The following is a 14278-nucleotide window of genomic DNA, read 5'->3' as shown; positions in this document are numbered from 1 at the left end:
TTTCATTATAGAGTGCCCGGCATGGAAGCCCTATTCGCCCCCTTCGAGGTGGTCTTCGTGCAGCGTGCGCTGTGGGGAGGCGTCCTCGTGTCCCTCATCTGCGCACTGGCCGGAACCTGGGTGGTGCTGCGCGGGATGGCCTTCCTGGGGGACGCCATGTCCCACGGAATGCTCCCCGGGGTCGCCCTGGCCGCGCTGCTGGGCGGCAACCTGTTCGTCGGCGCGGCCGTGGCCGCGGCCGGGATGGCGCTGGGGGTCACCGCGCTGAACCGCTCGCCGCGCCTGTCCCAGGACACGAGCATCGGCCTGCTCTTCGTCGGCATGCTCTCGGCGGGGGTGATCATCGTCTCCCACTCGGGGTCCTTCGCCGTCGACCTCACCGGCTTCCTGTTCGGCGACGTCCTCGCCGTACGGGAGCAGGACCTGGTCCTGCTCGCCCTGGCCCTGCTGGCGGCCCTCCCCGTCGCGGTCCTGGGCCACCGCTCCTTCACCGCCCTGGCCTTCGACCCGCGCAAGGCGACGACCCTGGGCCTGGCCCCCCGGGCCGCGCACGCCGCCATGCTCGGCCTCATCACCCTGGCGGTGGTCGCCTCGTTCCACGTGGTCGGCACCCTGCTCGTCTTCGGCCTGCTCATCGCCCCTCCGGCCGCGGCCGCGCTCTGGGCCAGGAGCATCCCCGCGATCATGGCCGGCGCCGCCGTACTGGGCTGCACCGCCACCTTCGTCGGCCTGCTCGTGTCCTGGCACTGGGGCACCGCGGCCGGGGCCAGCATCTCGGCCACCGCCGTGGCCCTCTTCTTCTGCTCGGCCGCCCTGTCCCGGCTCCGGCCCGGCGGCGGCCCCACTCCCCCCGACGACGATCCCCCCGCACCCCTGCACACGGACGAAAGGTCGAACGCGTCATGATCCGCACCCACCGCAGAGGCCGGCTCCCGGCGTCGGGCGCCGGGCTGCTCGCCGCCGCGCTGCTCGCCGGATGCGGCCCCGCGCCGCAGGAGGAGCCGCCCGCGGACGCCGAGCCGACCCCGCACGGCTACGTCGAGGGGGCCGAGGAGGCCGCCGAGCCCCAGTCGCGCCTGGTCCTGGCCGACGACGAGGGCCGGATCCAGGTCCTGGACCTGATCACCGAGGAGTCCACCCTGCTGGACCCCGTCGGCCCCGTCGACGGGATCACCGGCGACGGACGGTTCGCGTACCTGTCGTCATCCGATGAACGGACGACCTCCGTCGTCGACAGCGGCGTGTGGACCGTCGACCACGGCGACCACTCCCACTACTACCGGGCGGAGATCCGCACGGCCGGGACCGCCGGCGTCGCCGCCGCCAGCGCGGCGACCGACACCGCCCTCACCGCCCTGAACGGCGCCGACGGAACGCTCGCGCTGCTGGACCGGCCCTCCCTGGAGGACGGGACCGCCGCCGCTGCCGCCGCCGACCCGCGGGCGGCCGGCCTGACCCTCCCCTACGCCGGGCGGCTGATCGTGGCCGAGGACGGCCCCGTACAGGTCCTGGACCGCGACGGCGGACCCCTGGAGACCCTGGGCGAGGAGTGCGCCGACCCCGGGGCCTGGGCCGTCACCCGCCGCGGCCTCGTCCTGGGCTGCGCGGACGGCGCGCTCGCGGTCACCGAGGACGACGGCGCCCTCACCGCCGAGCCCCTCCCCTACCCCGACGGCCTGCCGGCCGGGGCCGCCGTCACCGGGTTCCACCACCGGCCCGGGGCCGCGGCCCTGGCGGCGGTCCCCGCCCCGGACACCGTCCTCGTGCTCGACCTCGCCGAACGGCGCTGGGACCACTGGGAGCTGCCCGGCGTCGTCACGGCGACGGCGGTCGGCGAGGGCGCCTCCGTGCTCGCCCTCACCGAGGACGGGGCCCTGCACGCCCTGGACCCCGCCACCGGCGAGGAACGGGCCCGCACCGACCTCTTGGAGCGGGTCGACGCCGAGCACCCCCCGGCCCTCCAGGTGGACACCTCCCGGGCCTACGTCAACGACGCGCACGCCGGACGGGTCCACGAGATCGACTACAACGACGACCTGCGCGTGGCACGCACCTTCGAGACCGAGGTCGCGCCCCACCACATGGTCGAGACCGGACGGTGAACCGATGAGCAGCCCTCGCACCCGGCCGCGCACCGCGGCGCTCGCCCTGGCCCTGGCCGCCGCCCTCGGCCTCTCCTCCTGCTCCGCCGGCGACGGCCCCGGCGAGGGGATCGTGGTCACCACCAACATCCTCGGCGACCTCACCCGCGCGGTGGTCGGCGACCAGGCCGAGGTGACCGTCCTGATGAAGCCCGACGCCGACCCCCACTCCTTCGGGGTCTCCGCCCAGGAGGCCGCGCGCATCGAGGGCGCCGCCCTGGTGGTGCACAACGGCCTGGGCCTGGAGGAGGGCGTGGCCCGCAACGTGGCCGCCGCCGAGGAGGCGGGCGTCCCCGTCCTGGCGGTGGGCGAGGCCGTCGACCCGCTGCCCTACACCTCCGATGAGAACGAGGGCGAGCCCGACCCCCACTTCTGGACCGACCCCGCGCGGGTCGCCGCCGCCGTGGACCTCATCGCCGAACAGGTCGTGGAGCGGGTCGACGGCGTCGACGCCGAGGCGGTCCGCGCCAACGCCGAGGCCTACGGCGGGGAGCTGGCCGAACTGGACGAGTGGATGACCGCCGAGTTCGACGCGATCCCCCGGGAGGAGCGCCGGCTGGTGACCAACCACCACGTCTTCGGCTACCTCGCCGACCGCTACGGCTTCGAGGTCATCGGCGCGGTCATCCCCTCCGGCACCACCCTGGCCTCTCCCAGCGCCTCGGACCTGCAGTCCCTCGCCGAAGCGGTCGAGGCCGCCGGCGTGCGGGCGGTGTTCGCCGACTCCTCCCAGCCCGACCGGCTGGCCACGGTCATGGCCGAGCAGGCCGGCGTGGAGATCGACGTCATCCCGCTCTACTCCGAATCGCTGACCGGCCCGGACGGCGGAGCGCCCACCTACCTGGACATGATGCGCGCCAACACCGAGGCCATCGTCGACGGCCTCACCGCGCCCTGACCCCCGCCCCCGCCCGCGGCGCCCCGCGCCCCGGAGAACACCCGTCCCCGCAAGAGAACGACACAAGGATCGGAACACCATGAGATCACCCCGCACCGCGGCACGGGCGGCCCTGCCCGTCGCCCTCTCCGCCGGACTGCTGCTGAGCGCCTGCTCGGCCGGTCAGGACGGCGGGGCCGAACAGGCCTCCACGGACGCCTCCCCCGCCGAGGCCGCCATCGCGAACCCGATCGCGGTCACCTACGACGGCGGCATCTACGTCCTGGACGGCGACACCCTGGAGGTCGCCCGGGACATCGGGATCGAGGGCTTCAACCGGCTCAACCCCGCCGGGGACGACCGCCACGTGTTCGTCTCCACCTCCGAGGGCTTCCAGGTCCTGGACGCCGCCGCCGGCGAGCTGACCGACACCGTGTTCGCGGCCGACACCCCCGGCCACGTCGTCCGCCACGCCGGGCGCACCGTGCTGTTCGCCGACGGCAGCGGCGAGATCACCGCCTTCGACTCCGACGCCCTGGGCGACGGGATCCCCGAGGACGCGGAGACCCACACCGCCGAGGAGGCCCACCACGGGGTGGCCGTCGAACGGGAGAACGGCGAACTCCTGCTCACCATCGGCACCGAGGAGGAGCGCACCGGCGCCCTCGTCCTGGACGCCGACGGCGAGGAGATCGCCCGCAGCGAGGACTGCCCCGGCGTCCACGGCGAGGCCGCCGCCGAGGGCGACACCATCGTCATCGGCTGCGAGGACGGCGTCCTGGTCTACGACGACGACGGGTTCACCAAGGTCGACGCCGAGCACGACTACGGCCGCATCGGCAACCAGGCCGGATCCGACACCTCGCCCATCGTCCTGGGCGACTACAAGACCGACCCGGACGCCGAACTGGAGCGCCCCGAGCAGGTCTCCCTGATCGACACCTCCGACGCCTCGCTCACCCTGGTCGAGCTGCCCTCCAGCTACACCTTCCGCTCCCTGGGCCGCGGCCCCGGGGACGAGGCCCTGGTCCTGGGCACCGACGGCTCCCTGCACGTCATCGACCCCGAGACCGCCGAGCTCACCGACTCCATCGAGCTGATGGACGCCTGGGAGGAGCCGCTGGAGTGGCAGCAGCCGCGCCCGGCCCTCTTCGTCCGCGGCGGCACCGCCTACGTGACCGACACCGCCACCCGCCAGGTTCACGCCCTGGACCTGGAGACCGGCGAGGTCACCGCGTCGACCACCCTGGAGGAGACCCCCAACGAGCTGAGCGGCGTCGCCCCCTGACCCGCCGGGGCCGGTGCGCACGGCGCGCGCCGGCCCCCGGGCTCAGCCCCCGGCGCGGGCCGTGTGGTCCCCGACCAGGTCCACCAGCCGGTCCACCACCCCCGGGGCCAGGTGGTGGGCCATCCCCGCGATCTCCACGAACCTGGCCCCGGGCACGGCCCGCGCGGTGGCCCGCCCGCCGCTGGGGTGCACCATGAGGTCCACGTCCCCGTGCACCACGAGCGTGGGGGCGCCGATCCGCGCCAGCTCCCGGGTCCGGTCCCCCGAGGCGTGGATGGCCCCGATCTGCCGCGGCACCCCGCTGCGGGCCCGCACTCCCCCGGCCCGCTCCCACAGGCCCCGCGCCCAGGCGACCTCCTCGTCGATGTCCGGCGGGAAGACCGCCGACCCGATGTGCCGCAGGAACGCCAGGTGCTTGCGCACGGACTCCTCGACCGTGCGCGCCGGGCGCCCGCCCATGCGGGCCAGGCTCGACCACGCCACCCGGCCCACCCGCCGCTCCCCCGTGGTGGAGAAGACCGACGTGAGCGACGCCGCCCGGTCGGGGTGGCGGGCCGCGAGGGTCTGCCCGATCATGCCGCCCATCGACATCCCCACCAGGTGGGCGCGTTCGATGCCCAGGTGGTCCAGCAGGCCCACGGTGTCCGCGGCCATGGCGCCCAGGTCGTAGGAGTCCGGGCGCGGCCGGCCCAGCACGCTGTGCAGCGGGGACGGCGACGGCGTCGGCACCCGCGTGGAGCGGCCCGCGTCCCGGTTGTCGAAGGCGACCACCCGCGCGCCCCGGTCCAGGAGCCCGTCGACCATCCGCCCGGGCCACGAGGTCAGGTCCAGCCCCAGGCCCGCGATGAGCAGCACCGGGACCCCCTCCGGCGGCCCCTGGACGCGGTAGCAGATCCGCGTGCCGTCCGACAGGTCGGCGAACCGGTCCTCCCCCCTCACGCCGACGCCTCCGTCCGCACCGGCGCCGCCGCCCTAGCGAAGCGCAGTTCGGGGTCGGCCACCCGGTCCGCCCGCAGCAGCGCCACGTCCGCGGTGTAGCCCGTGGAGGTCAGCCACGGGGCGCGGTCGCCCTGGCGGGGCAGCTCCGCCACCGACCGCCGCACGTACCCGGCCGCGAAGTCCAGCAGCGGGCGCGTGGGCATCCCCGGATCCGAGGGCTCGGGCACGCAGATGTCGTACCCGCGGGCGTCCATGTGCTCCAGCAGGCGGCAGAAGTGCTCGCACAGCAGGCCGACCTTGAGCGTCCAGGACGCGTTGGTGTACCCGATCGCGAACGCCAGGTTGGGCACCCCCGACAGCATCATCCCCTTGTAGGCGACCGTGTCGGGCAGGTGCACCGGCGCGCCGTCCACCGCCAGCTCCACACCGCCGAACGCCTGGAGGTTCAGGCCGGTGGCGGTGACGACGATGTCGGCCTCCACCTCCCGCCCCGACTCCAGCAGCAACCCCTTCTCGGTGAAGGAGGCGATCCGGTCGGTCACCACCGACGCCCGGCCCGAGCGGATCGCCCGGAAGAAGTCGCCGTCGGGCGCCGCGCACAACCGCTGGTCCCAGGGGTCGTAGGGCGGGGAGAAGTGCTCGTCCACCGGGTACCCGGCGGGCAGCTGGGCGACCGTCACCCGGCGGATGAGCCTGCGCGCCGTCTTGGGGAAGCGCCGGCAGAACCCCCAGACCAGGGCGCCCTTCCAGATGTTCTTGCGCCGGGCCATCCGGTGGCCCCGCTCGTCCCCGAAGACCCTGCGCAGCCGGTCGGCCAGGGCGTCCCCGCGCGGCACCGGCATGATGTACGTGGGCGTGCGCTGCACCATGGTGACGTGCCCGGCCTCGCGCGCCATCGCCGGGACCAGCGTGACCGCGGTGGCCCCGCTGCCGATCACCGCGACCCTCCTGCCCGCGTAGTCCAGGTCCCGCGGCCAGTGCTGGGGGTGCACGACCGTGCCGGCGAACCGCTCGCGGCCCTCGAAGCGCGGGGTGAAGCCCTCGTCGTAGCGGTAGTAGCCGGAGGCGCTGAACAGCCATCCGGTGCTCAGCCGCAGCCGCTCACCGGTGTCGGTGCGCTCGACCTCCACCAGCCACCGCGCCCGCTCGCTCGACCACTCCGCGCCCAGCATCCGGTGGTGGTACCGGATGTGCGGCCCCAGGCCGTTCTCCTCGACGGTCTCCCGCAGGTACGCCAGGATGCGGTCGGCGTCGGCGATGGCCTGGTGGTCCCGCCACGGCTTGAACTCGTAGCCGAAGGTGTGCAGGTCCGAGTCCGAGCGGATGCCCGGGTACCGGAACAGGTCCCAGGTCCCCCCGGAGGCCGCCCGGGCCTCCAGGACCGCGAACCGCTTGCCGGGGTGGTGCTCCTTCAGGTACCGCGCGGCCCCGATCCCGGAGATGCCCGCCCCGACGACGAGCACGTCCAGGTGCTCCACCTCTGTCCGCCCACCGGCCATGTACCGCTCTCCTCCGTTCGGCGCGCCTCTACCACCCTGTGTGATCCGGGCCATGTTGTGCCAGCGCACCGCGCACCGTGATCCTGGTCCGCGTGGTGCACAACGCTACTGCGGCCCCCTCCTGGCCGCTCCCCTCGCCCCGCGTCGCGCAGCTGTTCCGGCGCGGGGCCGAGCTCGCGCTGGACCCGCCCGGGGACTGGGTGGAGCAGCTGCACTCCGCCTCCCTGAGCGGGGAGCGGATGCGGCCGGTCGCCGAGGACCCGGTGCTGGCCGCGCAGATTCGCGGCGCCAACCTGGCCAACCTGCGGCACTGGGTCGCCGCCAACCTGGCCCGCCCCGGCGAGAGGGTCCCCGTCGACCTGCGCCCCGAACTCCTCGAGGCCTCCCGCGACCTGGTCCGGCGCGGCCTGGACGAGGGCGCGCTGGACTCCTTCCGCAACGGGCAGAACACCGCCTGGCGCCGCTGGATGGACATCTGCTTCGGGCTGACCGGGGACCCGGCCGAACTGCGCGAGCTGCTGGACGTGTCCTCGCTGTCCATCAACACCTTCGTCGACGACACCATCAGCGCCCTGTCCGAGCGCATGCGCGCCGAACGCGCCGCGCTCACCCAGGGCAGCCACGCCGAGCGCCGTGCCGCCGTCACCCTGCTGCTGGAGGGGGCGCCGATCGGGCGGGCCCGCGCCGAGCAGCGGCTGCGCCACACCCTGTCGGGCCCGCACACCGCCGCGGTCCTGTGGGGCGACGCGAGCGACCGGCTGGAGGCGGCCGCCGAGGACGTGGCCCGCGCCGCGGGGGCCGCGCACCGGCTGACCGTCATCGCCGGGGCCACCGCCCTGTGGGTGTGGCTCCCGGTCGCCGCCGCCCCGCCGCAGGAGGAGCTGGAGCGGGCGCTGGCCGCCCACCCGGACGCCCGCGTCGCGGTGGGGCGCCCCGGCACCGGCGTGGACGGGTTCCGCCGCAGCCACTTCGACGCGGCCACAGCCCAGCGGATGCTCGCCGCCTCTCCCGCCCGGCGCTGCGTGCGCTACGGCGACATCCGGCTCGCCGCCCTGCTCTCCGACGCCTCGCCCCAGCTCGGGGAGTTCCTGGAGGACACCCTCGGCGGCCTGGCCGCGGCCGACCCGGTCCTGCGCGAGACCGTCCTGGCCTACGTGCGCGCCCTGGGCAGCACCACCCGCACCGCCGAGCTCTGCTACACCCACCGCAACACGGTGGTGCGCCGCCTGGCCCGCGCCGACGAGCTGCTGCCGCGCCCTCTGGCCGAGAACCCCGTGGACGTGGCCGCCGCCCTGGAGCTGCTGCGCTGGCGGGCCCCCTGACACGGCGCGGGGCCCGCCCCCGGCCGGGGGCGGGCCCGCGGGGCGCCGGTTCTCACTCCCGCGTGAGCTCCATGCCCCTGGTCTCCCGGATGAACAGGCACGACAGGCCGGTCAGCGCGCACAGCGCCATGATGTACACGCCGAACACCCAGCCCGCGCCCAGGTTCCCGAACAGCTGGTTGAGGTAGGGCGCCGTCCCGCCGAACACCGCCACCGACAGCGAGTACGCGAACCCGATCCCCTGCGTGCGCACCCGGGTCGGGAAGCTCTCCGACAGGATCGCCGAGAGGATCGCCGCCGGGGCCGACACCACCAGCAGCGCCACCGAGGTCGCCACCAGCAGCGTCCACCCCTGGTCGGTGATCATCCGGGTGAGCGGGTACTGGAGGGCGAACATCAGCACCGCGAAGAACAGCAGCATCGGCCGACGCCCGACCCGGTCCGACAGCAGCCCCCAGAACGGCAGCGACACCAGCGCGATCACCTGCGCGGCCACCGACATCCAGTAGGCGGTGCCCGGGTCCATGCCCTGCTGGGTGATGGCGTAGGTGGAGACGTAGGAGGTCCACGTGTAGTGGGCGGCGGTGATGCCCGAGACCATGGCGATCATCACCAGGACGGCGCGCACCAGGCCCGCCCGCGACATGCGCTCGGGGGCCGGACCCGTGTCCCCGCCCCGGTCCCGGTCCGCCTCGAAGACGTCGCTCTCGTCCATGTCCCGCCGCAGGTACAGCGCGACCAGCGCCAGCAGCGCGCCCAGCAGGAACGGCACCCGCCAGCCCCACTCCCCGACCGCCGACTCCGACAGCGCCGAGGTGAGCACGCCGCCCAGGGTGTAGGCGATGACCGACCCGCCGAAGATCGCGATGAACGCGACGCTGCCCCACATGCCGCGCCGGTGCGGCGGGGCGATCTCGCCCACGTAGGAGTAGGCGGTGGCCGACTCACCGCCGTGCGCGAACCCCTGGAGCACCCGGGCGGCCAGCAGCACCAGGGACGCCCACGCCCCGATCGTGGCGTAGGTGGGCATCAGGCCGATGACCAGGCTGCCCACCGCCATCATGAGCATGGTCGTGACCAGCACGAACTTGCGCCCGCGCCGGTCGGCGATCCGCCCGAACACGATGCCGCCCAGCGGCCGCATGAGGAACCCGACGGCGAACACCGCCAGGGTGGACAGCAGCGCCGACAGCGGGTCGCCCTGGTCGAACATGACGACCGCGATGAACGGCGCGAAGACCGCGTAGGCACTCCACTCGTACCACTCCAGGACGTTGCCGACCGTGCTGGCCAGCAGGGACTTCTTCTTCGAACGCAGGGACGCGGCGCCGGGCGCCGGGACGGTGACGCTCATGCGCCGCCTCCTGAGGGGGTGGTGGGAACGGGGGTGTCCCGCAGCGCCCGCCGGCGGATCTTGCCGGTGGGCGTCTTGGGCAGGGTCTCGACGATGTGGACCTCGCGCGGCCGCTTGTAGGCGGCCAGGTGCTCGCGGGCGAATCCGGCCAGCTCCTCGCCGGTCGCCCGCGCCCCGGAGGCGAGGGAGACGTAGGCGACGACGGACTCGCCCCGGTAGGGGTCGGGGCGGCCGACGACGGCGGCCTCGAACACGGCGGGGTGGCGGTGCAGGACGTCCTCGACCTCGCGCGGCCAGACCTTGTAGCCGGACACGTTGATCTGGTCCTTGAGCCGGTCCACCAGGTACACCCACCCGTCCCCGTCGATGACGGCGACGTCGCCGGTGCGCAGCCGCCCGCCGGGGAAGGCGGCGGCGGTCTCCTCGGGCCGGTCCCGGTAGCCGGGGACCACGGACGGGCCCGAGATCTCCAGCTCGCCCTGCTCCCCCGGCGGGACCGGGTTCCCGCCGGAGTCCACGGCGCGCGCGGTGACGCCGGGCAGCGGGCGGCCGATGGACAGCGACCCGCCGACCGGGTCCACCGGGGCCTCGCGGCCGAGCGGGACCGCGATGACGCCCGAGCTGGTCTCGGTCATGCCGTAGGCGTTGTGGATGTACACCCCGAACCGCTCCCGGAAGCGCTCGACGGTGGAGGGCGGGATGGGCGCGCCCCCGGAGTAGAGGGCCCGCACGCTGCGGAAGTGCGCGGGCCGGGCCTCGGGGTGGTCGTACAGGGCGTTGAACGCGGTGATCGACCCGATGGTGAAGGTGACGCGGTGCTCGGCCAGCGCCTCCAGGACGACGTCGGCCCGGAAGCGGTGGGCGAAGACCAGCAGGGTGTCGTGCACCAGCGCCAGGGCGGCGTTGATGACCGCGCCGGTGATGTGGAACAGGGGCGCCAGGGCCAGCACGGCGTCGCCGGGGCGCAGGTCCACGTGGCGGCCGAAGGTGGAGGTCACCGCCAGGACGTTGGCGTGGGTGTTCATCGCGCCCTTGGGCGGCCCGGTGGTGCCGGAGGTGTAGGTGAGCAGGGCGACGTCGCCGGGGCCGACCCCGGTCGCGGGCGGCCGCCGCCCGGCGTGCGCGCGGGCCAGCTCCATGAGGTCGCCGTCGGGCGGGGGCGCGGCCCGCTCCGCCGTCAGCACCCGCGGGTCGTCGCGCCCCTGGAGGTCGCGGTCGCTGGTGCCCAGCACCCAGCGCACGGCGCTCCCGGCCAGCGCCTCGCGCACCCCGGGGTGGTCGGTGTCGGCGCACACGATCCCGACCGGCGCGGCGTCGTCGACCAGGCGCCGCAGCTCCCCGCCCCGGTACATGGGGTTGACGGGCAGCGCCGCGGCGCCGAGCTTCCACAGGGCGAGCAGGACGAGCGCGTACTGCGGGATGTTCTGGAGGCGCACGCCCACGCGGTCGCCGCGGCCGACCCCGCGCTCGGCGAGGGCGGAGGCGATGGCGTCCGAGAGGTCGTCGGCCTCGCGTGCGGTGAGCACCCGGTCGAAGTAGGCGATGGCCGGGGCGTCGGGCGAGGCCTCGACACGGCGACGCCAGGCCCCGGGGAGGGTGTCGGGGGTCCGGGGGAGGTCGGATGGCATGTCGCGGCCCTTCTCTCTGCGGGAACGTCGACGTCCGGGGTACCGACCGAACGATCGCTCGGTCGCCTGTAGTGTTGTGGATCACACCGGCGCTGTCAACACCCCCGCGGCGCCCGCCCATCCCGTCCGCGGCACCGATAACGTGCTGCCGACGGACCACGAGGAAGCGAGGGACACGTTGACGGAGTCCTGGCGTTCGTTCGGCGAGCAGCGGCTGTCCGCCCCCCTGGCGGCGGCCCTGCACTGCTTCGTCGAGCAGGGGTACCACGGGACCACCATCCGGCGGATCGCCGAGCGGGCCGGGCTGTCCGTGCCCGGCCTGTACCACCACTACCCCTCCAAGCAGGCGCTCCTGGAGGGCCTGGTGATGACGGTGATGCGCGAGCTCCTCGACCACACCCGCCGGGCGGCCGCCGAGGCCGGGGACGACCCCGGGCTCCGGTTCGACAACCTCGTCGAGTGCCTGCTGCGCTTCCACATGCACCGCCGCGACCAGGCGTTCGTCGCCTCCACCGAGATCCGCGGCATGGACCCCGACGTACGCGAGGCCTACATCGCACTGCGCGACGAGCAGCAGCGCATGGTCGACGACGCCGTGCGCGACGGGGCGCGGGAAGGAGTGTTCACCACCCCCTACCCCAAGGACGCCGGCCGCGCCGTGACCACCATGTGCGTCGCCGTCGCCTCCTGGTACCGCCCCGACGGGGAGCTCTCCCCCGACGAGGTCGTGGACCACTACCTGACCCTGTGCCGGGCCACCGTCGGCGCGCGTTGACACCGCCGCGGGGCCGTGCCACGCTGTGCCCACCAACACCGACCGAGCGATCGCTCGGTGGTAAGGGAGGCTCCACGTGATCGACCTTCAGCCCACCCCCGCCGCGGCCGACCTCACCCGGGCCACCCTGGCCTTCGTCCGCGACGAGATCCTCCCCCTGGAGGAGGAGCACGGGGGCGACATCGCCCGCGGCGGCGAGGCCCTGCGCGAACGGATGCAGGAACGGGCCCGCGCCGCCGGGGTCTTCGCCCCGCACGTCCCCCGCGAGTACGGCGGCCACGGCCTCGACATGCGCGACCGCGCCCCCGTGTTCGAGGCCGCCGGGCACTCCGTGTTCGGCCCCCTGGCCCTCAACATCGCCGCCCCCGACGAGGGCAACGTCCACCTGCTGGACCACGTCGCCACCCCCGACCAGCGCGAGCGCTTCCTGGAGCCGCTCTGCCGCGGCCGGGTCCGCTCCGCGTTCGCCATGACCGAACCCGCCCCCGGCGCGGGCGCCGACCCCTCCGCCCTGGCCACCACCGCCACCCGCGTCCCCGGCGGCTGGCGCGTCGACGGCCGCAAGACCTTCATCACCGGGGCCGACGGCGCCGGGTTCCTCATCATCATGGCCCGCACCTCCGGCTCCCCCGGCGACCGCGGCGGCGCCACCATGTTCCTCTCCCCCGCCGACGCGCCCGGGCTCACCGTGGGACGCCACGTGCGCACCATGGACACCTCCATGCTCGGCGGCCACTGCGAGGTCGCCTTCGACGGCCTGTTCGTCCCCGACGAGAACGTCCTGGGCGAGGTCGACCAGGGCTTCCACAACGCGCAGGTGCGCCTGGGGCCGGCCCGGATGACCCACGTGATGCGCTGGCTCGGCAGCGCCCAGCGCGCCCAGGACATCGCCGCCGCCCGGGCCGCCGAGCGCGAGCTGTTCGGCTCCCGCCTGGGCGACCTGGGCCTGGCCCGGCAGCTCATCGCCGACAACGAGATCGACCTGGCCGCCACCCGCGCCCTGCTGGTCCGGGCCTGCTGGGAGCTGGACACCGGGGCCGACGCGCGCACCTCCACCTCCGTCGCCAAGACGTTCGCCGCCGAGGCGATCCACCGGGTGGTCGACCGGGCGGTCCAGCTCTGCGGCGGCCTGGGCGTCAGCGAGGACCTGCCGCTGGCCCGGCTGCTGCGGGAGGTGCGGCCCTTCCGGATCTACGACGGGCCCTCCGAGGTGCACCGCTGGTCGATCGCCGCCCGCGTCGTGAAGGGGGCCCGGGCCCGGTGACCGCTCCGGCCCTGGACACCGCCGCCCTGGCCTCCTTCCTGGGCGTCCCCGGCCCGCTGCGGGCCGTCCCGCTCTCCGGCGGCAAGTCCAACCTGACCTACCGGATCGACGACGCGGGCGGCCCCCGCTGGGTGCTGCGCCGCCCGCCGACGGCCGGGCTGACCCCCTCGGCCCACGACATGGGGCGCGAGTACCGGACCGTGGCCGCCCTGCGGGACACCGGCGTCCCGGTGGCCGGGGCCGTGGCCCTGTGCGAGGACCCGCGGGTCCTGGGCGCGCCGTTCTCCCTGGTGGAGTACGTGGACGCGCGGGTGGTGCGCACCCGCGACCAGCTGGCGGACTGGGACGACCGCACGGTCGCCGGCTGCGCGCACGCCCTGGTGCGGGTGCTGGCCGCGCTGCACGCCGTCGACCACCGGGCCACCGGCCTGGCCGGGCGGCCGGACGGGTACCTGCGCCGCCAGGTGGACCTGTGGGGCCGCCAGTGGCGGCGGGTCCGCACCGGGGACCTGCCCGACCTGGACCGGCTGCACGGGCTGCTGTCGGAGTCGGTCCCGGACTCCTCCGCGCACGCGGTCGTGCACGGCGACTACCGCATCGACAACGTCATGCTCGACCACGGCGACCCCTCCCGGGTGCGGGCGGTGGTGGACTGGGAGCTGTCCACCCTGGGCGACCCCCTGGCGGACGCGGCGATGATGTGCGTGTACCGGACGCCGGGGCTGGACCTGGTCCTGGGCGAGCCCGCGGCGTGGAACAGCGAGCGCCTGCCCGACGCCGACGCGCTGGCGCAGATGTACGCCGACGCCTCGGGCCGGGACCTGGAGCACTGGGCGTTCCACCTGGGCCTGGCCCACCTGAAGCTGGCGGTCATCGCCCAGGGCATCGAGTACCGCGCCCGCCAGGGCGCCACGGGCGCGGGCCGCGACCGGGCGGGCGAGGCCGTCGCCCCGTACGCGGCGGCGGGCCTGCGGGTGCTGGCCGCGGAGCGGCACGGGGTGTGAGGCGGGGGCGGGGTTCGGGGCGGCACCGGGTCCCGGGCGGGTGAGGGGAACCGCCACCTTTACGGGGTAGATTTCCGGCATTTCAGGCACAGCGCCTCCCTGGCGGACGGGACGCCGCGCTCCCCGGCACCCGGGCCGCCCCGGGCTTCCCCGGTTCCTCGCACGACCGGGCCCGCTCCCGGCCCGG

At 75.0% G+C, this 14278-nt stretch carries 12 protein-coding genes; 8 read left to right on the top strand and 4 right to left on the bottom strand.

Annotated features, from left to right (window positions below; genetic code table 11):
• Positions 1 to 21: 21 nt before the first annotated feature.
• The 4 genes from aztB to aztD all read left to right on the top strand — a co-directional run bounded on the left by aztB (position 22) and on the right by aztD (position 4306).
• Positions 22 to 906 (top strand): zinc ABC transporter permease AztB, encoded by an 885-nt coding sequence (gene aztB / locus ACFVNO_RS14115; RefSeq protein WP_355261781.1) that lies wholly within the window; start codon positions 22 to 24, stop codon positions 904 to 906.
• Entirely contained in the window at positions 903 to 2102 is a 1200-nt protein-coding gene (locus ACFVNO_RS14110; protein WP_355261784.1) for an ABC transporter, read from the top strand. The genes aztB and ACFVNO_RS14110 overlap by 4 nt, the downstream gene beginning before the upstream one ends.
• Positions 2103 to 2106: 4 nt before the next feature.
• Positions 2107 to 3039, top strand: a complete 933-nt coding sequence (aztC, locus tag ACFVNO_RS14105; RefSeq protein ID WP_355261786.1) for a zinc ABC transporter substrate-binding protein AztC — start codon at positions 2107 to 2109, stop codon at positions 3037 to 3039.
• A 79-nt stretch (positions 3040 to 3118) separates the two neighbouring features.
• Positions 3119 to 4306: a zinc metallochaperone AztD gene (gene aztD, locus ACFVNO_RS14100; protein ID WP_355261789.1), complete on the top strand. Its 1188-nt coding sequence runs from the start codon at positions 3119 to 3121 to the stop codon at positions 4304 to 4306.
• 42 nt (positions 4307 to 4348) lie between these two features.
• Here the strand turns inward: aztD and ACFVNO_RS14095 are convergent, their stop codons facing one another.
• A complete protein-coding gene (locus ACFVNO_RS14095; RefSeq protein ID WP_378892522.1) occupies positions 4349 to 5245 on the bottom strand; it encodes an alpha/beta fold hydrolase in 897 nt (298 codons plus the stop codon).
• On the bottom strand, positions 5242 to 6744 hold the full coding sequence (locus tag ACFVNO_RS14090) for an NAD(P)/FAD-dependent oxidoreductase (protein ID WP_355261795.1): 1503 nt from the start codon (positions 6742 to 6744) through the stop codon (positions 5242 to 5244). The genes ACFVNO_RS14095 and ACFVNO_RS14090 overlap by 4 nt, the downstream gene beginning before the upstream one ends.
• Positions 6745 to 6836: 92 nt before the next feature.
• On the opposite strand from ACFVNO_RS14090, the gene ACFVNO_RS14085 reads away from it, so the two are divergent.
• Positions 6837 to 8066 carry a PucR family transcriptional regulator gene (locus ACFVNO_RS14085; protein WP_378892518.1) on the top strand — a complete coding sequence of 410 codons (1230 nt, stop codon included), beginning with the start codon at positions 6837 to 6839 and terminating at the stop codon, positions 8064 to 8066.
• Positions 8067 to 8118: 52 nt separating this feature from the next.
• On the opposite strand, the gene ACFVNO_RS14080 is transcribed toward ACFVNO_RS14085, so the two are convergent.
• Entirely contained in the window at positions 8119 to 9420 is a 1302-nt protein-coding gene (locus ACFVNO_RS14080; protein WP_255646536.1) for an MFS transporter, read from the bottom strand.
• Positions 9417 to 11048: a class I adenylate-forming enzyme family protein gene (locus ACFVNO_RS14075; protein WP_378892513.1), complete on the bottom strand. Its 1632-nt coding sequence runs from the start codon at positions 11046 to 11048 to the stop codon at positions 9417 to 9419. Before ACFVNO_RS14075 ends, ACFVNO_RS14080 begins: the two co-directional genes overlap by 4 nt.
• A 178-nt stretch (positions 11049 to 11226) precedes the next feature.
• Between ACFVNO_RS14075 and ACFVNO_RS14070 the strand changes: the two genes are divergently transcribed.
• The 3 genes from ACFVNO_RS14070 to ACFVNO_RS14060 all read left to right on the top strand — a co-directional run bounded on the left by ACFVNO_RS14070 (position 11227) and on the right by ACFVNO_RS14060 (position 14091).
• Entirely contained in the window at positions 11227 to 11823 is a 597-nt protein-coding gene (locus tag ACFVNO_RS14070; RefSeq protein ID WP_220560799.1) for a TetR/AcrR family transcriptional regulator, read from the top strand.
• Positions 11824 to 11899: 76 nt separating this feature from the next.
• Positions 11900 to 13087: an acyl-CoA dehydrogenase family protein gene (locus ACFVNO_RS14065; RefSeq protein WP_378892509.1), complete on the top strand. Its 1188-nt coding sequence runs from the start codon at positions 11900 to 11902 to the stop codon at positions 13085 to 13087.
• The gene (locus ACFVNO_RS14060) at positions 13084 to 14091 is read left to right on the top strand and encodes a phosphotransferase family protein (protein ID WP_378892506.1); all 1008 of its coding nucleotides are present in this window, start codon (positions 13084 to 13086) and stop codon (positions 14089 to 14091) included. Before ACFVNO_RS14065 ends, ACFVNO_RS14060 begins: the two co-directional genes overlap by 4 nt.
• Positions 14092 to 14278 lie beyond the last annotated feature (187 nt).

It is taken from the genome of Nocardiopsis sp. NPDC057823 (assembly GCF_042797335.1).
GTDB lineage: Bacteria > Actinomycetota > Actinomycetes > Streptosporangiales > Streptosporangiaceae > Nocardiopsis > Nocardiopsis changdeensis.
The sequence above is the reverse complement of the archived record's forward strand: the minus strand, read 5'-3'. Positions and strand labels throughout refer to the sequence as shown.